Source organism: Candidatus Pacearchaeota archaeon, assembly GCA_038874355.1.
In the GTDB taxonomy this organism is placed as follows: domain Archaea; phylum Nanobdellota; class Nanobdellia; order Pacearchaeales; family GW2011-AR1; genus JAVZCO01.
The window spans coordinates 321,630-347,429 of sequence record JAVZCO010000001.1 but is presented as its reverse complement, the minus strand read 5'-3'; the positions used below and the strand labels follow the sequence as shown (position 1 = coordinate 347,429).

The following is a 25,800-nucleotide window of genomic DNA, read 5'->3' as shown; positions in this document are numbered from 1 at the left end:
TTTTTTATAATAGAAAATAATTTAAAACTAATTTTCTCTTTTTATCTATGACAAACGAAAATATAGAAAAAAAAGATATTGAAGATTTAATTTTTGAAGCGAAAAATTTTTTTGAATTTTACAAAAGGGAAATAGGAAAAAAGAAAAAAGAAGGAATTAATGTTGTTTATGTAGATTTTAATGAATTAGCATCTTTTTCTTATGAACTATCAGAAAATCTTATACAAAATCCTGAAGGAACACTACAAATACTAGAAATAGCATTAGATGAATTAGGATTAATAGAAAAACCGCGTATTAGAATATATAACTTCCCATATTTTGAAAAAATTCGTGATTTAAGAAGCAAACATCTTAATAAATTTGTTAAAGTTCAGGGAATAATAAGACAAACTTCTGAAGTAAGACCTCAAGTGGTTAATGCAAAATTTGAATGTCCTTCTTGCGGAACAAAAATAACAATATTACAAATAGATAATAAATTTAGAGAACCTTCAAGATGTAGCTGCGGGAGAAAATCTGGATTTAAATTATTGCTAAAAGAGATGGTTGATGCACAAAGAATAGTAATAGAAGAATGTCCTGAAAATCTTTCTGGAGGAGAACAGCCGAGGAGATTAGATGTATTTTTAAAAGAAGATTTAGTTGAGCCAAAAATGGAAGAAAAAACTACTCCTGGTTCTAGAGTTGAAATTGTTGGAATATTAAAAGAAATTCCTATAGTAAGTAAAACAGGAAGTTTATTAACTAGAAGTGATATTGCAATAGAAGCTAATAACATAGTCCCTTTAGAAGAATCTTATTCTGAATTAGAAATAGATGAAGAAGATGAAAGACAAATAAAAGAATTAGCATCCTCTCCTGATTTATTTAAAAAATTTATTAGTAGTATTGCTCCGAGTGTTTATGGTTATGAAAAAATTAAAGAATCCCTTGTTCTACAGCTTTTTGGAAGTTATAAAAAAATAAGATCTGACGGAACTAAAACAAGAGGTGATATTCATATATTACTTGTAGGTGATCCTGGTGTAGCTAAATCTGTAATATTAAAATTTATTTCTTCTATGGCCCCGAAAGGAAGATATGTCGTAGGAAAAAGTGCAACTGGCGCTGGTTTAACCGCCACTGTTGTTAGAGATGAATATTTAAAAGGATGGAGTTTAGAGGCAGGAGCAATGGTATTGGCTAATAAAGGAATTGTATGTATAGACGAAATTGAAAAAATGGATCCGCAAGATAGAAGTGCAATGCACGAAGCAATGGAACAACAAACAGTTACTATAAGTAAAGCTAACGTTCAAGCTTCTTTGAGAGCAGAAACTTCTGTTTTAGCAGCAGGAAATCCTAAAATGGGAAGATTTAATTTATATGATCCTGTTTCAGAGCAAATAGATATTCCTCCTACTTTAATTAATAGATTCGATTTAATATTTGTTTTACAAGACAAACCAGATAGAACAAAAGATGAATTAATAGCAAGTCATGTTTTATCAGAACACAGAAAAGCTAAAGAAAAATTATTAATAGAACCTGAATTATTTAAAAAATATATAGCCTATTCTAAACAAAAAATTTTCCCTGTTTTGACAGATGAAGCAATGGAAGAAATAAAATCCTTTTATGTAAATTTAAGAAATAATCCGACCACTTTTGTAGAAGAAACTATAAAACCAATTCCAATCTCTGCAAGACAATTAGAAGCATTAATAAGGTTATCAGAAGCTTCTGCAAGAGCAAGATTATCTGAAGAGGTAACAAAAGAGGATGCAATTAGAGCAATTGAATTAATGAATTATTCTTTACAACAAGTTGGTTATGATTATGAAACAAAAAGTTTTGATATTGATAGAATTGCGACTGGAATTAGTACAAGCCAAAGAAGTAAAATTTTACAAGTAAAGGATACGATAATAAGAATGGAGAGTAAATTAGGAAAGTTAATTCCAATAGAAGAAATAAAAAAGGAATTAGAAGGTAAAATGAGTGAAAAAGATATTGAAGAAGCCTTAGAAAAACTAACATTACAAGGAGATATTTTTCATCCAAGAAAAGGTCATATTCAAAGAATATAAACATATTTAAAAAGTATATTTAATAAAATTAAAAATGACAGAAATAATAAAAAGAGCAATAGCATATAAAGTAAGAATATCGGATATATTAAAAGAAAAACCTATTTTAGATGGAGAAAAATTTCTTTATGTTCCTTTTGATGGGAAACAATTAATAAGAGTAAATGTAGTTGCAAATATAATTGATAAATTTGAAAGCGAAAGTGAAGAAAAGAAATATTTATCATTTACAATAGATGATGCTTCTTCTCAAATAAGATTAAAAATATTTGGTAACGACATAGAAAAATTTAAAGAATTTTCTACAGGAGATACTATTGTTGTTATAGGAACTTTAAGATATTTTAATAATGAAATTTATATTATCCCAGAAATAATTAAGAAAAAAGAACCTTCTTATTTATTAATAAGAAAATTAGAATTAGAAAAAACAAGAAAAATAGATAAAAAAGAAATTTTAGATTTAAGAGAAAAAATTTTAGAAATGATAAAAAATGAAGATGATAATGGTGGTATAGATTTGGATAAAATAATTCTTGAAATAAAAAATGATCCAGAAACGATAAATAAAGAGATTATAAAACTTTTAGAAGAAGGAATAATTTATGAACCAAGACCTGGAAAAGTAAGAATTTTAGATTAAAATAATTAATTTTTTCTTTAAAATTTTAAAAGTTAAATTAATAAAATTTTTATTTTATAATTTATCATAAAGTAAATTTGAAAATCATTACTTTTATAAATATATTATTTTATTGATTAAAATGGAAACTTATGAACAAATGCTTGAAGAAGCATATTCAAAAATAAAATCAATTCCTATAGAAGGAGAGAGATTCAAGATTCCGGAAATAGAAGTAACACAAGAAGGGAAAAATACTATAATAATGAATTTTTCTAATATATGTTCCTATCTTAACAGAAATGAAGAACATTTAGAAAAATATCTACAAAAAGAATTAGCTACTCCTTCTAAAAAAATAGGAAACAGATTAATTTTACAAAGAAAATTATTAATAAAAGACATAAATGAAAAAATAAAATCTTATATAGAAAAATTTGTTATATGTAAAGAATGTAAAAAACCTGACACTAAATTAGAGAGAAAAGATTCATTTTATTTCATTCATTGTCTTGCTTGTGGCGCAAAACATTCTATACCTAAAATATAAAATTTATAAAAATGATAAATGAAGAAGAAATAAACATTTATTTAGGAAAAATCAACGGCTTATATTTATTTTACAATACAAAAAAAGAAAAAATTTTAAAGTATGATCCTAAAATAGATTCAGTTTTAGAAGTAAAAGAAAAAGAGATATTAAAAAGGACAAAAGGATTAATTAAAAGGTTGAAAGGAGGTAAAAATGACAGAGGGTTATTGTGTTAAGTGTAAGAAAAAAGTAGAAATAAAAGATGCAAAAGAAACAAAAACAGCAAAGGGTACAATTATGTTTAAAGGAAAATGTCCTAATTGCGGAACAACTGTATGTAGAATAGGCAGTAAATAGGTAATTTCAATCTATAAATAAAAAAGAATTATAAAGAAGATGTATTTAGGTATGTTTGTTGTTTTAGTTTTATTTTAATAAGGAATACATTTTCAAATTAAAAATAATTATTGAAAAGGTTTTTTGAAAAAATTTAAAAATTTTATTTTTCTTTTTGAGTTATGTTAGTTAAAATTCACAAATCTTATAGAAATGTTGTTTCAATATGTGATTCTGATCTATTAGGAAAAAAATTTCAAGAAGGTAAAATAATTTTAGATGTCAAAGAAGTTTTTTTTAAAGGAAAAGAAATTAATGAAGAAGAATTAATTGATATTATTAATAAAATGAAAAAAGAAGATGCTACTTTTAATATTGTTGGAGAAAAATCTGTTAATATAGCATTAAAATGCGGTTTAATAGATAAAGAAGGAATAAAATATTGTCAAGAAATTCCGTTTGCTCTTGTTTTGTTGTAAAAAGAGGAAAAAGTTATTATTTTTTTAATTTTTTATCTATTTTTTTACTTCAATAATTTTATAAACTGGATATTGATAATAATAATATGGATAAAAATAGTAAAAATGAAGAACAAGAAAATCAAGTAATAACTAGAGCTCCTCTACCCAAAGGAAAAGAAGTCATAGGTATAGTAGAGCAAAGAGTTGGAGGTATAAGAATGATTGTTAAATGTTTTGATGATAAAACAAGAAATTGTAGAGTTCCTGGTAGATTACAAAGAAATTTGTGGTTAAGAGAGGGCGACATAGTAATTGTTGAACCATGGGAATATGATGATAGCAAGGGGGATATTATTTATAAGTATAATAATTCCCAAATAGAATGGTTAAAAAGAAGGGGTTTCTTAAAAATAATAGAAGAAAAGATTTAAAAAATAAAAAATGCTATCTGTAAAAAAATCTACTATAAAAAAAGTATTAAAGGATAAGAAAAGATTAGAAAAAGAACTTAATGTAAAATTAAAAATAGATAAAAATAATAAACAGATTTTTTTTGAAGGAGATTCTGTAGATATTTATTCTGCGGAAAGGGTTATAGATGCTCTTGATAAAAATTTTTCAGAAGAAATATCTTTTTTACTATTAAATTCTGATTATATTTTAGAAAATATCCCAATAAAAAAATTTACAAGAAAAACAAGATTAATGAAAGATATTAAAGCGAGGATAATAGGAAAAAATGCAAAATCTATAAAATTAATAGAACAATTATCTGATTGTTACATAACATTGCATGATAATGAAGTTTCTATAATAGGAACTTTTGATAAAATAAGAGAAGCAGAGAATGCGATAAAAAATCTTATTTCTGGATATAAACATTCGAAAGTTTATAATTATTTAGAAAAGTCAAGAAAAAGGTATAAACCAGAATCTCTTGGATTAAGAAAATTTTAATTTTCTTCTTTTTTATCAAGTAAATAATTAATTATCGTAATAACATGACTAGCAAAATAAGTTTTTTTTCCAAGCGAAACTCTTTCTGCTATTTTTTTTAGTCTTTTAATCTCTTTTAGAGGCAAACCTTTATGATCACCTACAACAAAAACACAATCCTTATTTATATTTTCCTTTTCTATGCTTATTCCATCTTTATCTAAAATTATTATTCTTTTTTTTTCTTTTAATTTTTCTTCTATAACATCAAAAAAATTTTTTTTGTCTATAAAGCATCCAGGATATATCTCTTCTACATCTTTTCCTTTATATTTAAAAAGCATTCTTTTTATTAAACCTGCAACATCTTTTTTACTTATTGGAATATCTTTATTAGATATTAATGTTATATGTCTTGGTGGAGTTGGTGGCCCATAAAAAATTAAATGTAATTTTACGTCATCTCTTATATTATTACTTAGAAAAAAAGAGTTAATTATAAAATGAATGGCAATATCTAATCTTCCGGCTTTCATCAAATCTTTAAAATTACCAGAAGTGTGTGCTTTACTGCTAAAATAAATAAATTCTCTCATTAATAATAAAAATAAAATACATTTATAATCTTTTTTATATAATTTTTAATAAAATTTATTTTATTATTTAATAATTTTTGATATTTTTCTAATATTTAATATTTTCATTCTAAGTTATATTTATTTAAAATTTTCTTAGAATCTTTTAAATATTTTTTTATTTTTTCTTTTACTTCTTTTAAATAATTATCTTCTTTAAGAAGAGATAAAGATTCTAATCCCAACTCTGCAAATATATTTGTTCTTATTATATTTTCTCTATGCTTTTTTTCATAAGCTTTTGGAAAATCTCTATTTATAACATGTTCTAATAAAATAAGATTTTTTTCTATTTCCTTTTTGTTATACATTTTTTTCTTTAAATAAATTTTAATAAGATAAAAAAAGATCTTTATAACCTTCTAAAGGTTTTGAAATAATTATTCCATTAATTATTATAGGTTTTCCTTGTTGATAAGAAACTAATGTTTCTCTTGCAATAAAACTTTTTTCTAATTCTTTAGGATTATTTGTATCTATTGACATTTCAAAATATTTTTTTGCAGTTCTTCTTAATATTACTTCAATGTAAGGTATTAAAAAATTTTTTATTCCTTCTTCTAACATTTTTAATTTTCCTTCATAAGTCCTTGCTTTTTTTAAAATTTCTCCTAATTCTTTATCATAAATAGCGCCCATTCCAATCCCTTCACCTTTCTTTATTTTTTCAAAAAGATCTTCTTCAAGTTCTATTATTAATCCATCTTTATAACACAATCTTTTAAGTAGATTTGGCAATTTTTTAAATTCGTAAATTGTATTTTTATTTGCTAAGTTATAAACAGAAAAAAAACTCAATCCTTGATATTCTAAAAAATCTTTTTCATTATTATTTATTCTTTTCATTTTTTTTATAAAAAATTTTTGATTTATAAAGATTATTATAATGGTTTATATACGAATTCCGGAATTGCTAAAATATCTTTTTGATTTATTGTTTTATAAATACCTACAAATTTTTTACTATAAAATAAACAGAATATTTCATTTTCTTTTAATTTAAATTTTTCTTTTAGCATCTCTTGTTTTACTTTATAACCATTATAAAGTTTTTTTAATATTTCTTCATATTCTTTTATCTCTATGAAAGGTAAAATTTTACAAACAATTTCTGCTGGAATTAAAATTTTTCTTAAGAGATTTTCATTTCCTTTTTTGTAATCTTCTATAACTTTATCAAATTCATATAAATTGATAAATTCTTCATCCTCTTCAGAAAAAATACTTGCTTTTATTCTTCTTAATTCTGTCATATGTGCATTACATTTTAGTGATAGACCAACATCATGAATTAATTTTCTTATATAAGTCCCAGCTTCACATCTAACTTTAAATAAAACATCTTTATCTTTTTTTTCTAGAATTTCAAATTCATATATTGTTCTTATTCTTTCTTGTCTTTTAACTCTACTTCTTTTTGGAGGCAATTGTTTTATTTTTCCGATAAATTTTATTATTTCATCTTTTAAAATTTTTTCTTCTATATCTTTATGAAGATGCATTATTCCAACATAAGTTTTTTCCCTGTGAATAAAATATTCCATTAACCTACAAGCTCTACCCAAAGATATTGGCAAAACCCCTGTAACTTTCGGATCGAGTGTGCCAAAATGACTTGTTTTTTTTATGTTTAATTTTTTTCTTATATATTCATCTACAGAAAATGATGTTAATCCAGAAGGTTTATCTATATTAAGAATAGAAAATTGTAATAGTTCTTGAATTGGCTTTTTCTTTGCTTCTTTAATAATATTTTCAATTTTTTCTTTCATTTTTATTAATTTGTTGATATTAATTTAAATATTATATTATTTTTTATTTATATAATTGTATTTTTTAAATCTTTAAAAATAATTTTCTTATAATTAACAATAGAATAAATTTGTGTAGTTTTAAATAAAAAAATAAAATAAAAAAAAGAAAAAATAAATTAATCCTTACTCCAAGCGGCAATTCCTAATATTATTATATTAACAATTGGTATTAAGAAAAGTATAGCCCACCAACCAGGTTTATTTATTTTTTCAAATGTTTTCCATAACCAAATTATAGAAAAGACAAAAAGAACTGCTGATGCTATAATTCCTATTATTGGAATCCAATTAGCTAGAATTAAAAGAATTGGCCACCAATGCATCTCTGCTATTCTATTTATTATTATTAATGGCCCTATACCAGGAATCCATGCAATTGCAGGATATTTATAATTTGCTTTTCTTGCTATTGCCATATAAGCAAAAGAAAGGTAAACATACAAAGCAAGAATTATTACTAAAAATACCCAAAGAAAAGCAAATAACGCTCCAATTATTGGAATATCTGCAATTCCGCTTCCGTAACCTAAAGAATTTCCAAACATTTTACCTCCTTTTATTTAATTTTAATTTAAAAGAAAAATATGTTTATAAATTTTTTTATGTAAAATTATTTATTTTTTAATTATAAACCCTTTTTCTTTTAAAGAATTTTCTAAATATCTAGCCATCTCTTTTATCTCTCCATATTGAAAACATGAGATTCCATAAATATACTTCTCTAAGAATAATTCAGTGGCATGATTCATATTTCCTAAATTATATTTTTTGTTTTCTGTTTCTAGTATTAACTCATCATCTTTATTAGAAAGTATACCTTCTATTCTTTTTTTATTTCTTTTTTCTATATTAAGATGATAATTCTTTCCATTGAGATTCTTCAAGACATTTTTAACAAGTTTCTCATATAATTTCCATTCATTTGAAAGTTTTTCATATTTTTCCCAATATTTCTTCGATTTTTCCATATTAAATTAATCTTTAAACGGGGTATATAAATTTTACATTTTTTTAATTAATTAAGTTTATATTTATCCTTTTTATATAATAAAATAAAGAATAAAAAGTTTAAAAGAGAATTTTTTATAAAATAGTATAATTAAAATGTCAGAAATAAAAAATATATACATAGAAAGTTATGGTTGTTCTGCTAATCAAAATAATGCAGAAATTTTAAAAGGCATTCTAACAAAAAGTGGTTTTAATATTGTTATAAATGAAAGATTAGCTGATATTTTAATTATAAATACCTGTATTGTTAAAGGTCCTACAGAAAAGAAAATGGAAAGAAGAATTAGCGATTTATCTAAATTAAATAAATCACTTATTGTTGCTGGATGTATGCCAGAAGTAAGAAGTAAAGAATTGGGAAAATTAAAGAATGTTTTTTTATTAGGAACACATCATTATAAGGATATTTTAAAATTAATTTATGATATAAGAAATAAAAAATATAAAATAGAAGAATATCTTTCTTATAAAAAAGAAATAAAGCTTTGTTTAGAAAAAATAAAAAAAAATGAAGTAATAGGAATAACGCAAATTAGTGAAGGATGTTTAGGAAATTGTAATTTTTGCATAACTAAATTAGCAAAAGGAAAACTTTTTTCTTACCCTCAAGATAAAATAATAGAAAATATAAAAAAAGACTTAAAAAGTGGATGTAAAGAAATATGGATTACTTCACAAGATAATGCTTCTTATGGTTTAGAAAGAGGAAAAAGAGAATTGCCAGATCTTTTAGAAAAAATTTTATCACTAAAAGAAAATTTTTTTGTTAGAGTTGGTATGATGAATCCAAATAATGTTCTTCCTATATTAAATGATTTAATTAGAATTTATAAAAATGATAAGATGTTTAAATTTTTACATATTCCTTTACAATCTGGTAGCAATAGAATACTAAAAGAAATGAATAGGTACTACAAAGTTGAAGATTTTCTTTATATAGTCAAAAAATTTAGAAAAGAAATACCAAATATAACAATATCTACAGATATAATAGTTGCTTACCCTAGTGAAACAGAAAAAGATTTTAAAGAAACTATAAAGGTAATAAAAAAAATTAAACCGGATATTATAAATTATACAAAATATTGGCCAATGAAAGGAACAAAAGCGGCAAAAGAAAAACAAATTGATGTCAAAATAGCAAAAGAAAGAATAAAAAAATTGTCAGAGATTTGCAAAAAAATATCAGAAGAAGAAAATAAAAAATGGATAAATTGGAAGGGAAAAATCATTATAGATGAGTTTAAAAATAATTTACTTATAGCGAGAAATATTTTTTATAAACCAATTGTTTTAAAAACCGATGATAAAAAACTTTTAGGAAAATTTGTTAATGTAAGAGTAATAAATAGTTTTACAAATTATTTATTAGGAGAAATAATAAAATAAAACTTTCTATAAACAAAGAATAAAATTAAAAGGTATAGGGTATAAAAAATTAATAAAAATTTAGAATTTTATAAATAAAAAAATCTTTATTTACTTAACCTCTTTTTATTATACAAATTTATTTTATTGGTTTAAATGTTTTCCATGCCAATTCAAATAATTGTTCTAATGCACTAGCAAAAAATTCTGTATTAATCCAAACTCCAACATCATAACTTGGATGGGTTTGTTCATCATCCAATAACATAAACATAACTTGTTCAGAATCAACTATCATAAATCTTGCTTTTAATCCATCAGAATCTCTTACTTCTGCAACTTTAGATAATTCTTTTGCTATTTTTTGATTAGATGTATTGATAGGAGCGGCAATTCTTATTTTTACTCCTCTTTTTTTTGCTTTTTCTAAACTTGGTAATAATGATTCAAGCTTTCTATTTAAACCATCGGCAGTTGTTGTAATGATTATAGTTTTTTCAGCTTCTCTTATAAGCATGTCCATATGATTATAGATATTTTGTCTTCCTCTCAAACTTCCGCTTAACTCTGTTGGTTCAACATATTTAATACCTTTGTTATAAAGTTCTGTCAATTCTTTTAAAACATCTTCTCCTTTTAATGCTTCTAATCTTTTAGATTTTTCATGTGCTTCTTTTACAAGATTTTTTTTAACTCTTTCTATAACTTCTTCTGGTTTCAAAGCAACAAATTTTATTGGTTTTCCTAATTTCATCACAATAAATCCTTTTTTTTCCAAAGATTCTAATATATCATATGTTCTGCTCCTAGGAACATCGCTTATTGTGCTTAATTCTCCTGCTGTAGAGATACCTCTTGATAACAATGCTGACCAAACCTTAACTTCATATAAATTTAAATCAAAAATCTTTCTTAATCTGCTTAAAAACTCTTCTTTTACTATCATTTTAATTTTTTATATATGGTAAAGTGACTTTATAAATATTTTTATAAGGTATTACTATAATATGATTATATATTTATTATTATTTGATAATAGTAAATTATATTTTTTTAAAATATATTTTTATTTTTTCTTCTTTTATATTAAATTCTATACCTTCTAATAAATTTTCTTTAGTTATTAAAATCTTTTTTGCATTAACTTTTTCTTTAATGAATTTCTCAAAATTTTTTAATTTATAAAATAAATTTTTTGAGAGTTGTATTTTTAATTCTATAAAATCTTTTTTTATTAATCCTGCTTTTTTTCTTTCTTCTTGTATTCTTCTTGTTATTTCTCGTGCATAACCTTCAGATTCTAATTCTGGAGTTATTTTTGTATCTAAATCAACAGATAGTTCTTCTCCTCTTAAGATTTCTATTTTTTTTATATTAAGATATCTTAAAAGGATATTTATAATATCCTTTGAAAGAGAATCCTCTTTTTTTATTTTTATAATTGCTTTAGATAAAGGCCATTTTAATCCTGTTTTTTCTTTATCCCTTTCTCTTAATACAATTTCTATAATTTTTTTCGCTAAAAGAAATTCTTTTTCTATTTTTTTGTTTATAAGTTTATTATTTATTTTTGGAAAATTTGTTAAATGAATGGATTCTTCTTTAACTATTTTTTTATTTTTTAATTCTTGCCATATTTTTTCTGTTAAGAATGGTATTATAGGAGCAAATAATTTTAATAATCCGATTCTAATTTCGTTAGTAGTATAATAAATTTCATTACTTCTCGTTCGAGTAAGTTGAATGTAAGTTTTTGAAAAATCCTCTATTAAAAATTCTTCTAAATATCTAATAATCTCAAAAAATTTATAATTATTATAACTTTCTATAACATTCTTAATCAAGCTATTATATTTTGATAGAATCCATTTATCTTCTATTTCAATTTTTGATTTATTTTTTTCTAATTGATCAATATAATTATTTATATTAATAAAAACTCTAAATACATTTTTTATATTGATAAATTCTTTTTCATCAAAAGATATATCTTCTCCTTTTGAAATCTTTGCAAAATAATATCTTAAATAATCTCTTCCATATTTATCTATAATTTCTTGTGGGGTTATTATATTACCTAAAGATTTTGACATTTTTCTTTTTCCCAAATCTAAAACCATTCCATGAACAGAAATACTTTTGAATGGTTTTTTACCAAATTTGATAAAAGATAATATAAGTTGAGAATTCCACCATCCCCTTATTTGATCTTTTCCTTCTATATTTAAATCTGCTGGCCAATATTTTTTAAATTGTTTTTTATCTTTTAAATAGTTTAGAGCCGCCCAACTACTAACTCCAGAATCAAACCATACATCTAAAACTTCTGAAACTCTTCTCATTTGCCCGTTACATTTACATTTAATTGTTATTTCATCTATTTCTGGTTTATGAATTTCTTTTATTTTTTTACCAGATAACTTCTCTAATTCTTTTATACTACCAATAACTAGTCTTCTATTACAATTAGAACAAATCCATATTGGTAAAGGCGTACCCCAATATCTCATTCTAGAAACAGGCCAATCTCCTATTCCTTCAAGCCATGCTTTCATTCTTAATTTCATATATGAGGGTATCCATTTAACTTCCTCATTTTCTTTTAATAGTTCTTTTTGTATTTCACTTATCTTTAAAAACCATTGTGATAAAGAAACCATAAGTAAAGGGGATTTACATCTCCAGCACATAGGATAATCATGTGAATAAGAATGCTTATAAACAAGCATATCTTCTTTTTCTAAATCTTCAATTATTTCATAATCTACTATTCTCGCTTTTTTTCCTTTATATTTTCCAGCTTCTTCTGTTAATGAACCATCAAGAGAAATTGGAGATAATATGTCAAGATTATATTCTCTTCCTACTTCATAATCTTCTTTTCCATGACCAGGAGCAGAATGAACTAATCCTGTTCCCTCTTCTAAATTCACATACCTTTCACTCAAAACAACCTTATAAGCATTTTTTGTTTTTACATTTATATATTTAGAAAGGGGATTTTCATACTTCCATCCTTCAAGCTCTTTCCCTTTATATTCTTTTATTTCTTTGTATTGTAATTTTAACTCTGACATGATCTTTTTTACCAAATCTTTTGCTATTATCCATCTTTCTTTATTTTCTAATTCAATTTCAGAATAAATAAAATTAGGATTAATCATAACAGCTGTATTTCCTGGTAAAGTCCATGGCGTAGTAGTCCATATAATTAAGAAAGTTTTTTCTTTTTCCTTTAAAGGAAATTTAACATATATAGCTGTATCTTGTTGCTTAGAATATTCTATTTCATTATAAGCTACTGCTGTTTCACATCTCGGGCAAATATGAATTGGGTACTTACCTAAATAAAGTAAACCTTTTTTATCAGCTTCTTTAAAAACATCCCATATTGCTTCTATATAATCATTGGTTAAAGTTAAGTAAGGATTTTTAAAGTCCATCCATACACCTAAATTTTCAAATTCAGAATTCATTGTATTTATAAAGCGTGTTGCAAATTCTTTACATTTTTCTATAAATTTTTTTATACCATAATTTTCTATATCTTTTTTTGTTTTAGTTCCAATTTCTTTTTCTATTTGAAATTCTATTGGTATTCCGTGAGTATCATAACCTGCTCTATCAAATACATTTTTTCCTTGTAGTCTTTGACTTCTATATGCTATATCTTTTAATATTTTATTTAAGGCTGTCCCCATATGAATATTTCCTGTAGCATATGGAGGCCCGTCCATTAAATAAAAATACTTGTTTTTTTTATTCTTTTTTTTAGCTTTTTCATAAATTTTATTTTCTTTCCAGAAATTCAAAATTTCTAATTCTTGTTCTTGCAAATTTTTTTCTTTTATTTTTTTTTCTTCCATCTTATTCATTTTTATTTATTATTACATAAATTTTTAAATTTATTTAATTTCTCCATTCTCTTAATTTTCCTACTTTAATTTCAATTTTATCTGCTTTTCTTAAATTTTTGATCTCTTTTTTTGTTAAAATTTCATGATGTTTTACTTTTGTTAAATATTCTGGAATATACCAAACTTCATCTTCACTTTCCATCCAATTATATTTATCAAAAATTTTAAGATTTATAGGATTGCTAAATCTTCTCAATGTTTTATTTCCATTATTATCAGTGTATTCATGAAAATAACTCATAACTAGTTCTCTAATGTTTTTATAAATAGCATCTCTATATCTTAAAACAGTATGATTTGTTTTTGAAATTGCTCCCCATTTGTTATTTCTTTTAAAAAGAGCAATAACATGATCATAATCTTTTTTGGTTGCTTCTAAATCCAAAATTAATGGTTCTTGATTATGATATCTTAAAACAGCTGCTGCAAATATTGCTCCTTCTATACAATGAGCTTTTTTATATTTTAAAACAAGTTTTGGAGAATTACAAGTATCATTATATTTCCCATTTGAAATATTAGGATTCAATTTATTAAGAAAATCCTGAATTTTCGAAGGCGTATTTAATTTTTTTATTATTTTTAATTCTTTTTGTGTAAACATTTTATTCTCATTAATATTGTTAGTTTTTGTAATTCAAATAATTTTTTCATAGTGTTCTCTTTTTATTTTGTTAATTTTTCTAAAGCTTCTTCTTCTAAAAAATGAAGTTTAGCCGGTATTATTATAGAATATGGGGCTTTTATATTTAATTTTTTTAATTCAGCTATGCTGTTATAATATATTTTTTGATTTTTTGTTCCGAGTTGTGAGCATATTATAATTTTTTCTAATTTTATTTTATTTTTTGATGCTTTTTCTAATTGTTGTAAAGCTTGTTTGCTATTTAATCCTATATCAACTAATAATAAAGTATGTGCAGCAATTAACTGGTTTTGTTTTATTACATTAATAAAAGAAGTTGGTTTATAATTGTTTTCCCAAGTAGGTAAAGATGTTGTTTTTCCAAATTTATATATTTGCAATCCTACTTCACTTACTGCATCAAATATGCTTGCATTATGTATTATTTTATATTTTATTTTTCTTTTTTTACAAGAAATTATTAAAGAAATATGTGTTGTTGCTATTAAAGGAGATCCATAAACTAAAAGAACAATATCTTTTTCTTTTGCCTCTTCTATTATTTTTTCTTCTTCTACAAATTTTCTATCTGCTTCCAAAATTCTTTTTCCTATAGTTTCTTCTAATTTTTTTTTATCGTATGGAAAATTTATTGTATAATTTTCTAAAAATATTTTTTGTGCTTTTTTGCATATTTCTAAAGATTCCAAATTAATTGCTTTTTCGTCTAAACCCAAACCAATTAAATAAAATACCATTTTAATTTTTTATAAATTTTTTATCATAACTTAACCAAAATGACATAAAAGAAACAATCATTATGAATACTAAACTCAATATTATTGATAATTTTAAATTTTTTTCTATCTTTAAAAAAGAAAAAAATAAGATGATCGGGAAGGTAGTGATATATATATAAAAAAATATTTTTCTAAAACTTTCAAGTTCTTCTTTACAAATTTTAGCTAATAAATAACCTACAAAAAAGGAAGAAATTATTATTATCAAATAAATAAAAATTTTTATCATAGAATAAAGATTATTTAAATATTTTTAAATCTTCTTCTATTTTACATTTATACATTAAATTAATAATACTTCCAGCTTCTTCGAAATTAACTTCTACATCCTCTCTGTTATAACCTGCAAAACCAGCCCCATTATTAATAAAATATTTTTCTCTTTTAAGATATTTTTCTTGTACTTCCATATAATTGAATCCTTCACCAAAATCTTTTATTCTACTAACTATTCCTTCTCTTCCTAAATAGTAATTTATAATAACTGGTAATTCTGGATTATTTTTATTTCCTCTTAATAAAGCATTTTCTATTGCCCAACCTAAAATAAAACCAAAATCGCTTTTAGTTATTTTTCTTAAATCTTCTAAAAGAAATTTTCTATAATTATAATAAGAGATTACAGATTTCCATATGTTACTTTCTATATTTTTTATTTTTTTTGGAATTATTATCTCGCTATGAAAAAAACCATTCCACTTAATTTCTACTAGCATCTTTTCTAAATTTTTATTTACTATTACCATTTTTTATAAAAATATAACAAAATATATTTAAAATATATATATTTTTAATTTTTATGATTTATGATATACATTGCCATTTAGATTTATATGAAAATGAAGAAGAAGTGAAAAAAGTAATTGAAAATGCTAGAAAAAATAAAGTTAAATGTATTATAACTAATTCCGTAGATTTGACGAGTTGTAAAAAAAATTTAGAATATACAAAAAAATATATAGATATAGTAAAACTTGCTGTTGGTTTTTACCCAAAAGATGCTTTAGAAAGAGAAAATGAAGATATCGAAAAAAGAAAAAAAAGACAAAAAGAATCTTTTGAAAATTTAGAAGAATTTGCTTTAAAAAATAAAAAATATGTTTTTGCAATAGGTGAAGTTGGTCTTGATCTTTATAAAGGAAAAAATTTAGAAGAGCAAAAAGAACTTTTAAAAAAAGAATTAATTCTTGCAGAAGAATTGAACGTTCCGGTTATTTTACACTCAAGAAAGGCGGAAAAAGAAATTATAGAATTTACTAAAGATTTTAAATGTAAAAAAATACTCCATTGCTTTAATGGTAAGTTTTCTTTAATTAAGAATGCACTTTCTTTGGGTTATTATTTTTCTATTCCTACTAACATAGTAAAATTAGAACATTTTAAAGAAATGATTAAAATATTACCAAAAGAAAAAATTTTAACAGAAACTGATGCTCCTTATTTATCTCCTTACGCTGGGAAGAAAAATGAACCATCTTTTATTAAAGAAACCATAAAAGTTATTGCTAAAGTTTTGGATTTATCTGAAGAAGAAACAGAAAAAATATTATGGAATAATTTTGTTAAAGTCTTTGATTATAAAAATACAAAATAAAAATATTTATAAATGATAAATATCCAATTAAATTATAATAAAAATAATAAAAGAGGTATAAATGTCATCTGGAGGCTCTTGTAGAGATTTAAGAAAATATATAGATGATCCAAAAGTAGAAGAAGCTTTTGGAGTTTTAGTTTCTGGTAAAAGGGGTTATAAAACTATTATTGAAAAATCTCCAAAAGTATTAAGATGTTCTAATTGTAATAAAATCTTGGATGATGATGTTAAATTCTGTCCAGAATGTGGAACAAAAGTAATAAAAGAAGATAGTAAAAAATAATGTAACATTTTTTATTTCTTAGTTAGGTTTAAAAGTATCATTCTATGATATATTTTCATGACAAAAATAAGACAACCTATAGTAACTATAGTAGGACATGTTGATCATGGTAAGACTACTTTACTTGATAGTCTAAGAGGGTCAAACATTGTTGAAAAAGAAGCAGGAAGAATAACTCAAAAAATATATTTTAGTTTATTTCCTTTAGAGAGAATAAAAGAAATATGTCCTATAATAGAAAAAAAGAATATTAAATTAGAGATCCCTGGTTTATTATTTATAGACACTCCTGGTCATGCAGCTTTTACAAATTTAAGAAAAAGAGGCGGTAGTTTAGCAGATCTTGCTATTCTTGTAATTGATATTAATGAAGGAATTATGCCACAAACTTCAGAGTGTTTACAAATTCTAAAAGAAAACAAAACTCCTTTTATCATTGCTTTAAATAAGATAGATAACCTAAGTGGATGGAAAAAGAGAGATAATGATATAAAAAAAAATATAGAATCACAAAATTATATAACAAAAAATGAATTTGATGAAAAATTTTACTCTATTGTTTCTGCTTTACAATTTTATAATTTTGATGCTGATTTATTTTATAACATACAAGACTACACAAAAAAAGTTGCAATATGTCCTATATCAGCAAAATCTTTTGAAGGTGTTCCAGAATTATTATTAACTTTATGTGGTTTATGTCAAAAATTCTTAAAAAAGCAATTAGAATTAAAAGAAGATGCTAAAGGAATTATTTTAGAAGTAAAAAAAGAAAAAACAATAAATTATCTTGAAGCAATATTATATGATGGAAAATTAAAAACAGGAGATGAAATAGCAATTGCTTCTTTTGATAAACCTATAATAACAAAAATAAGAACAATAGAAGAAATAATTCCATTGGAAAATAAATTTAAATCTGTAAATGAAACAAATGCTGCAACAGGATTAAGATTACATCTAACAAATATGGAGGGTATTCTTGCGGGTATGCCTTTTTGTCTTTTAAATAAAAAAATAACAGAAATAGAAAAAGAATTTAATTTAGAACTAAAAAAAATAGAAACAGATAAACAAGGAATAATAATAAAAGCAGAATCTTTAGGAAGTTTAGAGGCACTTATATTTTTACTTAAACAATCCAATATAAAAATTTTGAAGGCGGGTGTAGGAAATATAACGAAAAATGATATTATTCTTGCAAAAACAAATGAAGAAAAAGATCCTTTAAATTCAATTATTGTAGGTTTTAATGTTTCAATTGAAGAAGATGCTTTAGATATGTCAAAAGAAGTAAAAATAATCTTAGGAGATATTGTTTATAAAATAATAGAAGAAATTATAAAATCAAGAGAAGAAAAACAAAAAGAAATTGAAAGGAAGAAATTAATGGAACTCACTTCTTTATGTAAATTACAAATTTTACATCAATATGTTTTTAGAAATAGTAATCCCGCAATATTTGGGGTTAGAGTTTTATATGGAAAATTAAAAATAGGAACTTTTTTAATTGATGATAATAATAATGAAATAGGAAGAGTAAAATCTATACAAAAAGAAAAAAATAGTTTACAAGAGGTTTCAAGTGGAGAAGAAGTTGCAATAAGTTTGCCTGGATTAAATTTCGAAAGACAATTAAAAAATATTAATTTTCTTTATTCTGAATTAACAGAAAGGGAATTTAAAAAATTTAAAGAGAATAAACATCTTTTATCAGAGGAAGAGATTAGGATATTACAAGAAATTGCGTCAATAAAGAGAAAAGAAAAAATTACATGGGGGGTATAAAATAGGAATATGGAAAATTATGAAAAAAAGATAAAAAAATTCAAAAAAAATGGAATAAAATTTAAAGAAATTGAAATAGACGAAGAATCTGATTTTGATTCTTCAATAAAATGCTCTAAAAATTATTGTGGATGTGTTGGAGTTGCTCTCTACTCTGAAAATGAGGGTGCTCTTTTACATTATTCTTATTTTCCTTCAATTTTAAAAAAGGAAATTGAAAAATATTTAAAAAGAATAAATAAAAAAGATTTAAGTGCAAAAGTCGTTTTATGTGGAAATTTTATAAAAGAAGAAAAAAAAGTTTTAGAAGAAATTTTTAAAAAGAATAAAATAAATTATAAGTTTCTCATTCTAGATTCAAAAAGAGATATAATATTTTATCCTTCTTCTGGAAAAATGGAAATTTTTTTTCCAGATAAGAATAAAATAGAATTTTAAATTTATTTTTATTAAAATTTTAATAGAAATATTTATAAATAGATCTTTTAATATTTCCACATGATAAATAAAAAAGAAATTTTTGAAATATTAAATAGAATAGTACAAAAAGAAAATAATAAATTTAGGAATTTATCAAAAATAATAAAATCAGAATATGTTATTAAAAAAGAAAAAAATAATATAGATTTATATAAAGATTATTTTATTGAATTAAGAAATAAAAAAATTAAATTTTTTTATAAAAAACCTATTTCTTTAAAAGAATACCCAAATAATAATGTAGATATTGAAGTTTTTTCAGAAAAATATATAGAAATGGCAAGTATATTAAAGTATTTAATAAATATAAATTACGGATTTGATAAAGCAAGGATAAAAAAAGAATATAATAGAGGAAAAAATTTATTAGAAATAAAATAATTAATTTAAATATTATCTTTTTAAAGATTATCTTTTATTTTTTCCAAACTACATTAACTTCATCAGCTCTTTGTCTGGGTAATATATCAATTTTATCTATTTCTTTTCCTTCATATTTAACCCCTGCATTATACATTATCTCTCCTAAATAAGCTATCATTGCTCCATTATCTACAAGTAATTCGTTAGACGGAATAAATAATTTTGCGTTTCTTTCTTCACACATTATTTTAGCCATTTCTTGCAATCTTTTATTACAAACAACACCACCGCCAAGTAAAAGTTCTGATTTATTTAAATGGGCCATTGCTCTTTCGGTGGCTTCTATTAAAATTGAAAATGCTGTCTCTTCTAAACTGTATGATAATTGTTCTGAAGTATATTTTTTTGTTTGTATTTTTTGTTTTAAATTTGTTAGAATACCAGAAAAAGCAAAATCCATACCTTTTATAGTATATGGCAAAAGAATATATTCTTTTTTTTCTTTTTCTCTGTATTTTTTAGATAAATCTTCTACTATTGGACCACCAGGAAAACCTATTCCTATATATCTTGCAAAACTATCAATAAAATTTCCTATACCTAAATCTAAGGTTTCTCCGAAAACTCTGTATTTTCCTGCTGCATAAGATATTATTTGTGTATTTGCTCCAGAACAGTAAAGTAAAACAGGATCTTTTGCATTAGTTATACTTCCTATTTCTAAATGAGCAATACAATGATTTACAGGTATTAAAGGTAAATTTAATTTTTTAGCTAAATCTTTAGAAAATTTCATCCCTACTATTAAACACGGGGGCAAACCTGGAGCTTGTGAAAATGCTATTGCTTTTATTTCTTTTTCATTTATATTAGCTTTTTTTAGTGCTTCTTCATAAAGTTTTTCTTTTATTTCTTCATGATGTTTTGCACTTTCAATAGGGATTAATCCACCTTCTGTTGTTTTATAAGAACTTTTAAGATTTACAATAATTTTTCCTTCTTTTACTATTCCAATTCCAAAAGTATGAGCAGTAGATTCTATCCCTAAAAAATATTCTTTTTTTTCTTTCATCCTTTTTTTACTAAATTTAAATATTTATATTTTATTTAAAAATTATTGAATATCTTTCTTTTCTATTTTAGAAATACCATTTTCTTTTTTAAAGCTTATTATATTTTCTACGAAATCCTCCATTTTATTTTCATGGCTAACAATAATAATTTGCTTTGCTTTTAGTTGTTCAAAAACATCTCTCATCTTTTCTAATTGTTGCTCTGAAAAACCGTCAGTAGGTTCGTCTAAAATTAATATTTCTTTTGTTTTTATTTTACTATGCAAAGAATTAAGAATTTGATTTAAAGCTAATCTGTAAGATAAAGCAACTGCCGTTCTTTCCCCGCCAGACATATAATCATAATCTAAAGTATATCCATTTTGTTCTATAATTGGTGTGAAAGTTTCATCTAGCTTAACAGAAAAATTTTCAGGAACTAATAAATTAAACCACTCATTAAATAACTTAGAGAATTCTTCTATTAATTTTAACATTATATTTCTTTCTATAAAATTAATTAAATCTAAAAAATTTGTAGATAACCAATTTTCAATTTCTTTTACATAATTTAATTTCTCTTTTAATTTCATTTTTTCTTCTATGCTTTTTTCTATTTCTTTCACTATTTTTAAAAGTAAATCTATCTCTTTTTCTAATTCTGCAATAACTATTTCAGAATTTTTCTCTTCTTTTAATGCATCTTTTAATTCAGAATTTTTTTTATCGAAAAGATTTTCGTATTTTTTAAAAGAAGAAACTATTTCTAACAAATTCTTTAATTGGGAGTCTAACATTTCTATATCTTTTTTTATTATCGAAATTTCTTTTTTTATTTTTTCTAATTTTCTTTCTTTTTCTTCTAAATCTTTTAATTTTATTTTTATTAATTTTAAATTTGTTATTTCTTTTTCTATATCAAATATTTTTTTATTTATTTCTTCTATCCTTTTTCCTAAAATCTTCTTTTCTGTTTCTTTTTCTTCTAATTCTTTTTTTAATTGTATAATATTATATTCAAAATTATTGATAACATAAACTTTATATTCCTCTTTTATTTCTTGCAAACATGTTGGGCAAACTTTTAATATAGAAATCTGATCTTTTTGTTTTTTTATTTCTTCTATTTTTAATTTTATAGAATTTATTCTTCCTGTAATTTCTAAATATCCTTTACTTTTTTCTTCTTTTTCTTTTTCTAAAGATTGTTTTTCTTTTTCTTTATTAAAAAGTTCTTCTTCTGAAAATTTTGTTAATTTTAAATTTGTTATTTCTTTTTCTATTTCTTCTTTTTCTTTTTCCTTAGAAGAAAAAATTTCTTTTTTTCCTATTAGCATAACTCTAATTTTTTCTGCTTCTTTTTCGTAATTTTCTTTTTCTTTAATCTTTTTTGTTAATTCTTCTATTTCTTTTTCTATATTTTTTCTTTTTTCTTTTTTTTCTTTTAAAATTAATTCTTCTTCTTTTAAATTAATTCTTATTTTTTCTATATCTTTTTTCTTTTCTTCTTTTTTTGTTTTTTCTTCTTCTAATGTCATTATTTGTCCTTCGTAATTTTTTATTATTTCTCTTAATTTTATTCCAATAATGGCTAAATTTTCTTTTACTCTTTTATATTTATCTATACCAAAAATGTGTCTTAAAGTATCTAATCTCAATTCTGCTGGTTCTAATATAATTTGTTTCATTTCTTCTTGAGGTGTATAAACAGTAAATCTGTAAAGTATATTTGTTTTTTTTATAAATTCTTTTGGATAATTCAAAATCTGAATTATTAGATTTTTTAATTCTGTGGTTGATAACTCTTTTTTTTCATTATCTACAATTATAAAACAATTAGATTGATTTACACCCTTAGAAGATGCTTTCAAATTTCTTTCAATAATTACATTTTTTCCATCAACTTCTATTTCTAAAACAACTTTTCCTTCTCTTTCTCCATTTCTTAAAAGAGAAGATCCTTTTTTTCCTGGTTGTAATCCAAACAAAGCAAATTCTATTGCTAACAATATTGTTGTTTTTCCCGAACCTATATCTCCTTCTAACAAAACAGAGCCTAAGGGAAATTCTATTTCTGCCTTTTCGTAACTTCTGATGTTTTCTAATATTATTCTTTTTATTATCATTTTATTTCTAATATTTTATTTACTTCTAAAAATAATCTTTCAGAAAAAGAATTATTTGTCTCTCCTTCATTTTTTTCTATAGATAGAGAGTTAATTATTAATGGGATTAATTTACTAAACTTTTTATTTTCATTTTGATATTTTTTTATTATTTCTTCTTCTAGTTTGTCTATATCTTGGATTTCTACATCAATTTTTGATTCTTCTATCTGTAATTTAGAAATATTTCTTAAAAAAGCATAACCTCCTTTTCTTTTTATTTTATCTTCTATTTCCTTGAAATTTATATCAGAAATATTTCCGTTTTTTATAGTTCCTCTTAATTTCAATAAGACTATTTTGTTAGCAATATCTCTTTTATCTAATTCTTTTAAGATAATATCTGCCGCTGTTAAGGTATTATCAATCAATAAATCTATAATTTCTACATCTTTTATTTTTAATAAAATTCTTCTAATATTTAAGGGATCTGTGTTTACTATGCAAAAAGAACCATACTTTAATTCCTCAAGTTCTTGAAAATTATTTGGAAAAGTTGGTCCGGCATAAACAAAGTTTTTATATTGATAATGAATATGTAAATGACCTAAAGCATAATAATCTGCTTTTGGAAGATCTTCTTCTGATATAGCCTCAATTGGTAAATCTTTAATTGCTCCTTTTATAGAGGTATGAAGAGCAAATATTTTAAATAAACCTGGAGCATCATTAAAAGAAACCCTCTTAAGTTCTTCTATTTCTAAAGAGGATTTTTTTCCAGGATAACCATATATGGCTACATTTTTATGAATTATTGGATGTAATATAATTTTATTATTTTTTTCTTCTTTTTTGAAACAAGATTTACAAAAACCTGCTTTTTCTAAAACATATAAAAAAGTTTTTCCAGATGCGGAAAAATCATGGCTTCCTGCAATAATATAACAATCTATAGAATTATCCTTTAATCTTTTTAGTTGAAAAAAACACTCTGCTAAAATATCTATTGGAGGATAAGCAGAATCAAATAGATCTCCTGTAATTAAAACAAAATCTACTTTTTCTTCTATACTTATATCTATTGCTTTCTTAAAACTTTCAAAGTTTAAAGATTGTAGTTCTGGATATCTCCATCCACCGAGATGACAATCTGCTATGTGTGAAAATTTCATTTTAATATAAAAAAACTTAAGTTTAAAATTATTATTATTTTTAAATATTTGGAGATAGAATAAAATACATTTTTAGTATTAATTTTTTAATTCCAAAAAACAAAAAATATTTATAGTTATATTACATATTTATAATATGAACATTTTTAATAGTAATAGTATATTTTTTAAAATTTTGGAAGGATTTATTATAATATCAGTTGGAATAATTATTGCAGAATTATTAGTTCGTTTTTTAAAAAAATTTATTAGAAGAAATGAAATAGATAGAATAATACATAAAAGTGCTATAAGTTTATTTTTAGTTATTATAAGATGGGGTATTTATATCTTATTTTTAAATTTAACTTTAATGAAATTGAATTTAGAACAATTAAATAATTGGATTATTCCTATACTAATGATAATTCCTTCTTTAGTAGGAGCTTTAATATTAATAATTATAGGATTTTTTCTTGCATTATACTTAAGAGATATTATTGAAGATTCAAAAATAGAAGAAGCAAAATTGTTATCTAGAATAATTTTCTATTTTATTCTTTATATTTTTACAATATTTGCTTTTAAAACAGCAATGATAAATCAAGATAAATTAACAACTAATATAATAATAATAATTCTAACGGCTATTAGTGCTATTGGAACAGCATTCCATTACATAAAGAAAAAGAATATAGTTTAATAGTAAATTGAATATTAATATAATTAAATTGTAAATAAATTTATTTCAATAATAGTTTATAAATAAATAAAGTTTCCATAAATAAATTTTTTTTATATATTTTTTCTATTTCATAATATTTTTTAATTTTATTTATTATCCTTTTTTTAGGAGTTAAAGATGAGAATAAGAGAAAAATTATTCCACTTCTACGTAGATATTTTTTTGCTTGATCCAAAAATTTTAATATTATTTCATCTCCTCTCTCACCACCACAAATATCTTTTTCATTATCATATTTATTACATGGCAGATAGGGCGGATTAAAAGCTATTATATCATATTTTCTATTTTTTAATCTTTTATTATTAAAGAGATTCGATCTTATTGAATTAAAATTAAGTTCTTTTGCTTTTTTTATAGCTTCTTTTTCTATATCAACACAAAAAATATTCTTTTTGTTTATAAATTTAGAAGCTTTTAATGCTTGTATACAAGACCCACATCCCATGTCTAAAAAAATTAGATTTTTTTTCTTATTATTAATTATTAATTTTAATTCTTTTTCTATTATCTCTGATAAAAAATAAGAATCTTCTTCTGGAATATAAACATAAAGAAACATTTCATTTATTAAAAAAAGAAATTATTTTATCTTTAAAGAAATAAGAAGCTCCTAATATTATTAATAAAAATACAATTATTCCAATAAGTATTTTTATTGTTTTATTTGAAGTTTTTTTTTCTATTTCTTGTTTCATTAAAGGAATTGTTTTTTGATTATTATAAGCAGGTTGTATAAGTATGTTCTCTTGATTTTCTTTTTCTCCATATTTTGGTATTTCTGGTAATTTCTTATTTTCTAATTGTGATGAATAATTTATTTTTTGGTTATCAATATTAAGATTTATACTTTTATTAGAAATTAATAATTGTAAATAATTTGCAGAATCTTCAACATCTGCAACAGGATAACCTGCATTTATAAAAGTTAATTTTGCTTTTTCTAAAGATTCTCCTCTTTCCATTGCTTGTTTTAATCCTGCAATTATATCCTCTTTTTTCATATTTATATTTAAAATATTTATATTAATAAATATTACGATAATTTTAAATTTTTAATCTATTTACTTTTAATTTACATTAAAATAAAATTTATTTTTTATTAAA

At 22.8% G+C, this 25,800-nt stretch carries 31 protein-coding genes; 15 read left to right on the top strand and 16 right to left on the bottom strand.

Translation table 11 applies throughout. The features are described from left to right. Positions 1-47 precede the first annotated feature (47 nt). The 8 genes from QW117_02105 (at position 48) to QW117_02070 (ending at position 4,980) form a co-directional block, all read left to right on the top strand. A complete protein-coding gene (locus QW117_02105) occupies positions 48-2,072 on the top strand; it encodes a minichromosome maintenance protein MCM (GenBank protein MEM3405748.1) in 2,025 nt (674 codons plus the stop codon). Positions 2,073-2,106: 34 nt separating this feature from the next. Beyond that, complete coding sequence (locus QW117_02100; GenBank protein ID MEM3405747.1) at positions 2,107-2,715, top strand: OB-fold nucleic acid binding domain-containing protein; 609 nt, start codon at positions 2,107-2,109, stop codon at positions 2,713-2,715. A gap of 121 nt (positions 2,716-2,836) precedes the next feature. Beyond that, the gene (locus QW117_02095; protein MEM3405746.1) at positions 2,837-3,244 is read left to right on the top strand and encodes a translation initiation factor IF-2 subunit beta; all 408 of its coding nucleotides are present in this window, start codon (positions 2,837-2,839) and stop codon (positions 3,242-3,244) included. An 11-nt stretch (positions 3,245-3,255) separates the two neighbouring features. Continuing rightward, entirely contained in the window at positions 3,256-3,462 is a 207-nt protein-coding gene (locus tag QW117_02090) for a hypothetical protein (GenBank protein MEM3405745.1), read from the top strand. Beyond that, positions 3,440-3,583 carry a DUF5679 domain-containing protein gene (locus tag QW117_02085; protein ID MEM3405744.1) on the top strand — a complete coding sequence of 48 codons (144 nt, stop codon included), beginning with the start codon at positions 3,440-3,442 and terminating at the stop codon, positions 3,581-3,583. The genes QW117_02090 and QW117_02085 overlap by 23 nt, the downstream gene beginning before the upstream one ends. Positions 3,584-3,744: 161 nt before the next feature. Then, positions 3,745-4,041: a DUF424 family protein gene (locus QW117_02080; GenBank protein ID MEM3405743.1), complete on the top strand. Its 297-nt coding sequence runs from the start codon at positions 3,745-3,747 to the stop codon at positions 4,039-4,041. 86 nt (positions 4,042-4,127) lie between these two features. Beyond that, entirely contained in the window at positions 4,128-4,454 is a 327-nt protein-coding gene (locus QW117_02075) for a translation initiation factor eIF-1A (GenBank protein MEM3405742.1), read from the top strand. Positions 4,455-4,464: 10 nt separating this feature from the next. Further along, positions 4,465-4,980 (top strand): KH domain-containing protein, encoded by a 516-nt coding sequence (locus tag QW117_02070; protein ID MEM3405741.1) that lies wholly within the window; start codon positions 4,465-4,467, stop codon positions 4,978-4,980. Here QW117_02070 and trmY read toward each other — a convergent pair. The 6 genes from trmY to QW117_02040 all read right to left on the bottom strand — a co-directional run bounded on the left by trmY (position 4,977) and on the right by QW117_02040 (position 8,376). Next, positions 4,977-5,555 carry a tRNA (pseudouridine(54)-N(1))-methyltransferase TrmY gene (gene trmY / locus QW117_02065; GenBank protein ID MEM3405740.1) on the bottom strand — a complete coding sequence of 193 codons (579 nt, stop codon included), beginning with the start codon at positions 5,553-5,555 and terminating at the stop codon, positions 4,977-4,979. The genes QW117_02070 and trmY overlap by 4 nt on opposite strands. A gap of 104 nt (positions 5,556-5,659) precedes the next feature. Continuing rightward, complete coding sequence (locus tag QW117_02060) at positions 5,660-5,905, bottom strand: hypothetical protein (protein MEM3405739.1); 246 nt, start codon at positions 5,903-5,905, stop codon at positions 5,660-5,662. 19 nt (positions 5,906-5,924) lie between these two features. Then, entirely contained in the window at positions 5,925-6,440 is a 516-nt protein-coding gene (locus QW117_02055; GenBank protein MEM3405738.1) for a hypothetical protein, read from the bottom strand. Positions 6,441-6,475: 35 nt separating this feature from the next. After that, positions 6,476-7,366 carry an RNA-guided pseudouridylation complex pseudouridine synthase subunit Cbf5 gene (locus tag QW117_02050; protein ID MEM3405737.1) on the bottom strand — a complete coding sequence of 297 codons (891 nt, stop codon included), beginning with the start codon at positions 7,364-7,366 and terminating at the stop codon, positions 6,476-6,478. A 158-nt stretch (positions 7,367-7,524) separates the two neighbouring features. Next, positions 7,525-7,953 carry a hypothetical protein gene (locus QW117_02045; protein MEM3405736.1) on the bottom strand — a complete coding sequence of 143 codons (429 nt, stop codon included), beginning with the start codon at positions 7,951-7,953 and terminating at the stop codon, positions 7,525-7,527. 69 nt (positions 7,954-8,022) lie between these two features. Beyond that, positions 8,023-8,376 carry a hypothetical protein gene (locus tag QW117_02040; protein MEM3405735.1) on the bottom strand — a complete coding sequence of 118 codons (354 nt, stop codon included), beginning with the start codon at positions 8,374-8,376 and terminating at the stop codon, positions 8,023-8,025. A gap of 136 nt (positions 8,377-8,512) precedes the next feature. Between QW117_02040 and QW117_02035 the strand changes: the two genes are divergently transcribed. Continuing rightward, positions 8,513-9,808: a tRNA (N(6)-L-threonylcarbamoyladenosine(37)-C(2))-methylthiotransferase gene (locus QW117_02035; GenBank protein ID MEM3405734.1), complete on the top strand. Its 1,296-nt coding sequence runs from the start codon at positions 8,513-8,515 to the stop codon at positions 9,806-9,808. A 118-nt stretch (positions 9,809-9,926) separates the two neighbouring features. On the opposite strand, the gene QW117_02030 is transcribed toward QW117_02035, so the two are convergent. The 5 genes from QW117_02030 to QW117_02010 all read right to left on the bottom strand — a co-directional run bounded on the left by QW117_02030 (position 9,927) and on the right by QW117_02010 (position 15,875). Beyond that, positions 9,927-10,733, bottom strand: coding sequence for a helix-turn-helix domain-containing protein (locus QW117_02030; GenBank protein MEM3405733.1), 807 nt, complete (start codon positions 10,731-10,733; stop codon positions 9,927-9,929). 97 nt (positions 10,734-10,830) lie between these two features. Continuing rightward, complete coding sequence (ileS, locus tag QW117_02025; GenBank protein MEM3405732.1) at positions 10,831-13,662, bottom strand: isoleucine--tRNA ligase; 2,832 nt, start codon at positions 13,660-13,662, stop codon at positions 10,831-10,833. A 34-nt stretch (positions 13,663-13,696) separates the two neighbouring features. Next, positions 13,697-14,308, bottom strand: a complete 612-nt coding sequence (locus QW117_02020) for a hypothetical protein (protein MEM3405731.1) — start codon at positions 14,306-14,308, stop codon at positions 13,697-13,699. Positions 14,309-14,370: 62 nt separating this feature from the next. Continuing rightward, the gene (dph5, locus tag QW117_02015) at positions 14,371-15,087 is read right to left on the bottom strand and encodes a diphthine synthase (GenBank protein MEM3405730.1); all 717 of its coding nucleotides are present in this window, start codon (positions 15,085-15,087) and stop codon (positions 14,371-14,373) included. Between the two features lie 281 nt (positions 15,088-15,368). Further along, entirely contained in the window at positions 15,369-15,875 is a 507-nt protein-coding gene (locus QW117_02010) for a hypothetical protein (GenBank protein MEM3405729.1), read from the bottom strand. A 53-nt stretch (positions 15,876-15,928) separates the two neighbouring features. Here QW117_02010 and QW117_02005 point away from each other — a divergent pair, with 53 nt between their 5' ends. From QW117_02005 to QW117_01985, 5 genes are all read left to right on the top strand, one after another. Then, positions 15,929-16,723, top strand: a complete 795-nt coding sequence (locus QW117_02005; GenBank protein ID MEM3405728.1) for a TatD family hydrolase — start codon at positions 15,929-15,931, stop codon at positions 16,721-16,723. Between the two features lie 61 nt (positions 16,724-16,784). Continuing rightward, positions 16,785-17,009 carry a zinc-ribbon domain-containing protein gene (locus QW117_02000; protein MEM3405727.1) on the top strand — a complete coding sequence of 75 codons (225 nt, stop codon included), beginning with the start codon at positions 16,785-16,787 and terminating at the stop codon, positions 17,007-17,009. A 57-nt stretch (positions 17,010-17,066) separates the two neighbouring features. Next, positions 17,067-18,797 carry a translation initiation factor IF-2 gene (gene infB / locus QW117_01995; GenBank protein MEM3405726.1) on the top strand — a complete coding sequence of 577 codons (1,731 nt, stop codon included), beginning with the start codon at positions 17,067-17,069 and terminating at the stop codon, positions 18,795-18,797. Positions 18,798-18,806: 9 nt separating this feature from the next. Then, positions 18,807-19,235, top strand: a complete 429-nt coding sequence (locus QW117_01990) for a hypothetical protein (protein ID MEM3405725.1) — start codon at positions 18,807-18,809, stop codon at positions 19,233-19,235. Positions 19,236-19,295: 60 nt separating this feature from the next. Beyond that, positions 19,296-19,658, top strand: a complete 363-nt coding sequence (locus tag QW117_01985) for a hypothetical protein (protein ID MEM3405724.1) — start codon at positions 19,296-19,298, stop codon at positions 19,656-19,658. A gap of 34 nt (positions 19,659-19,692) precedes the next feature. On the opposite strand, the gene kae1 is transcribed toward QW117_01985, so the two are convergent. The 3 genes from kae1 to QW117_01970 are packed head-to-tail and all read right to left on the bottom strand — an operon-like array spanning position 19,693 to position 23,969. Then, the gene (gene kae1, locus QW117_01980) at positions 19,693-20,712 is read right to left on the bottom strand and encodes a KEOPS complex N(6)-L-threonylcarbamoyladenine synthase Kae1 (protein MEM3405723.1); all 1,020 of its coding nucleotides are present in this window, start codon (positions 20,710-20,712) and stop codon (positions 19,693-19,695) included. Between the two features lie 42 nt (positions 20,713-20,754). Continuing rightward, positions 20,755-22,818 (bottom strand): AAA family ATPase, encoded by a 2,064-nt coding sequence (locus QW117_01975; protein MEM3405722.1) that lies wholly within the window; start codon positions 22,816-22,818, stop codon positions 20,755-20,757. Beyond that, a complete protein-coding gene (locus tag QW117_01970; GenBank protein ID MEM3405721.1) occupies positions 22,815-23,969 on the bottom strand; it encodes a metallophosphoesterase in 1,155 nt (384 codons plus the stop codon). Before QW117_01970 ends, QW117_01975 begins: the two co-directional genes overlap by 4 nt. Positions 23,970-24,105: 136 nt before the next feature. Here QW117_01970 and QW117_01965 point away from each other — a divergent pair, with 136 nt between their 5' ends. Next, entirely contained in the window at positions 24,106-24,651 is a 546-nt protein-coding gene (locus QW117_01965) for a hypothetical protein (GenBank protein MEM3405720.1), read from the top strand. 40 nt (positions 24,652-24,691) lie between these two features. On the opposite strand, the gene QW117_01960 is transcribed toward QW117_01965, so the two are convergent. Both QW117_01960 and QW117_01955 read right to left on the bottom strand, forming a co-directional pair. Then, positions 24,692-25,255, bottom strand: coding sequence for a methyltransferase (locus QW117_01960; GenBank protein ID MEM3405719.1), 564 nt, complete (start codon positions 25,253-25,255; stop codon positions 24,692-24,694). 1 nt (position 25,256) lies between these two features. Beyond that, positions 25,257-25,697, bottom strand: a complete 441-nt coding sequence (locus QW117_01955) for a hypothetical protein (GenBank protein ID MEM3405718.1) — start codon at positions 25,695-25,697, stop codon at positions 25,257-25,259. Between the last annotated feature and the right edge of the window lie 103 nt (positions 25,698-25,800).

Coding starts and splice junctions, on each gene's coding strand:
- QW117_02105 (MEM3405748.1), top strand. CDS start 48: ATGACAAACGAAAATATAGAAAAAAAAGATATTGAAGATTTAATTTTT.
- QW117_02100 (MEM3405747.1), top strand. CDS start 2,107: ATGACAGAAATAATAAAAAGAGCAATAGCATATAAAGTAAGAATATCG.
- QW117_02095 (MEM3405746.1), top strand. CDS start 2,837: ATGGAAACTTATGAACAAATGCTTGAAGAAGCATATTCAAAAATAAAA.
- QW117_02090 (MEM3405745.1), top strand. CDS start 3,256: ATGATAAATGAAGAAGAAATAAACATTTATTTAGGAAAAATCAACGGC.
- QW117_02085 (MEM3405744.1), top strand. CDS start 3,440: ATGACAGAGGGTTATTGTGTTAAGTGTAAGAAAAAAGTAGAAATAAAA.
- QW117_02080 (MEM3405743.1), top strand. CDS start 3,745: ATGTTAGTTAAAATTCACAAATCTTATAGAAATGTTGTTTCAATATGT.
- QW117_02075 (MEM3405742.1), top strand. CDS start 4,128: ATGGATAAAAATAGTAAAAATGAAGAACAAGAAAATCAAGTAATAACT.
- QW117_02070 (MEM3405741.1), top strand. CDS start 4,465: ATGCTATCTGTAAAAAAATCTACTATAAAAAAAGTATTAAAGGATAAG.
- trmY (MEM3405740.1), bottom strand. CDS start 5,555: ATGAGAGAATTTATTTATTTTAGCAGTAAAGCACACACTTCTGGTAAT.
- QW117_02060 (MEM3405739.1), bottom strand. CDS start 5,905: ATGTATAACAAAAAGGAAATAGAAAAAAATCTTATTTTATTAGAACAT.
- QW117_02055 (MEM3405738.1), bottom strand. CDS start 6,440: ATGAAAAGAATAAATAATAATGAAAAAGATTTTTTAGAATATCAAGGA.
- QW117_02050 (MEM3405737.1), bottom strand. CDS start 7,366: ATGAAAGAAAAAATTGAAAATATTATTAAAGAAGCAAAGAAAAAGCCA.
- QW117_02045 (MEM3405736.1), bottom strand. CDS start 7,953: ATGTTTGGAAATTCTTTAGGTTACGGAAGCGGAATTGCAGATATTCCA.
- QW117_02040 (MEM3405735.1), bottom strand. CDS start 8,376: ATGGAAAAATCGAAGAAATATTGGGAAAAATATGAAAAACTTTCAAAT.
- QW117_02035 (MEM3405734.1), top strand. CDS start 8,513: ATGTCAGAAATAAAAAATATATACATAGAAAGTTATGGTTGTTCTGCT.
- QW117_02030 (MEM3405733.1), bottom strand. CDS start 10,733: ATGATAGTAAAAGAAGAGTTTTTAAGCAGATTAAGAAAGATTTTTGAT.
- ileS (MEM3405732.1), bottom strand. CDS start 13,662: ATGAATAAGATGGAAGAAAAAAAAATAAAAGAAAAAAATTTGCAAGAA.
- QW117_02020 (MEM3405731.1), bottom strand. CDS start 14,308: ATGTTTACACAAAAAGAATTAAAAATAATAAAAAAATTAAATACGCCT.
- dph5 (MEM3405730.1), bottom strand. CDS start 15,087: ATGGTATTTTATTTAATTGGTTTGGGTTTAGACGAAAAAGCAATTAAT.
- QW117_02010 (MEM3405729.1), bottom strand. CDS start 15,875: ATGGTAATAGTAAATAAAAATTTAGAAAAGATGCTAGTAGAAATTAAG.
- QW117_02005 (MEM3405728.1), top strand. CDS start 15,929: ATGATTTATGATATACATTGCCATTTAGATTTATATGAAAATGAAGAA.
- QW117_02000 (MEM3405727.1), top strand. CDS start 16,785: ATGTCATCTGGAGGCTCTTGTAGAGATTTAAGAAAATATATAGATGAT.
- infB (MEM3405726.1), top strand. CDS start 17,067: ATGACAAAAATAAGACAACCTATAGTAACTATAGTAGGACATGTTGAT.
- QW117_01990 (MEM3405725.1), top strand. CDS start 18,807: ATGGAAAATTATGAAAAAAAGATAAAAAAATTCAAAAAAAATGGAATA.
- QW117_01985 (MEM3405724.1), top strand. CDS start 19,296: ATGATAAATAAAAAAGAAATTTTTGAAATATTAAATAGAATAGTACAA.
- kae1 (MEM3405723.1), bottom strand. CDS start 20,712: ATGAAAGAAAAAAAAGAATATTTTTTAGGGATAGAATCTACTGCTCAT.
- QW117_01975 (MEM3405722.1), bottom strand. CDS start 22,818: ATGATAATAAAAAGAATAATATTAGAAAACATCAGAAGTTACGAAAAG.
- QW117_01970 (MEM3405721.1), bottom strand. CDS start 23,969: ATGAAATTTTCACACATAGCAGATTGTCATCTCGGTGGATGGAGATAT.
- QW117_01965 (MEM3405720.1), top strand. CDS start 24,106: ATGAACATTTTTAATAGTAATAGTATATTTTTTAAAATTTTGGAAGGA.
- QW117_01960 (MEM3405719.1), bottom strand. CDS start 25,255: ATGTTTCTTTATGTTTATATTCCAGAAGAAGATTCTTATTTTTTATCA.
- QW117_01955 (MEM3405718.1), bottom strand. CDS start 25,697: ATGAAAAAAGAGGATATAATTGCAGGATTAAAACAAGCAATGGAAAGA.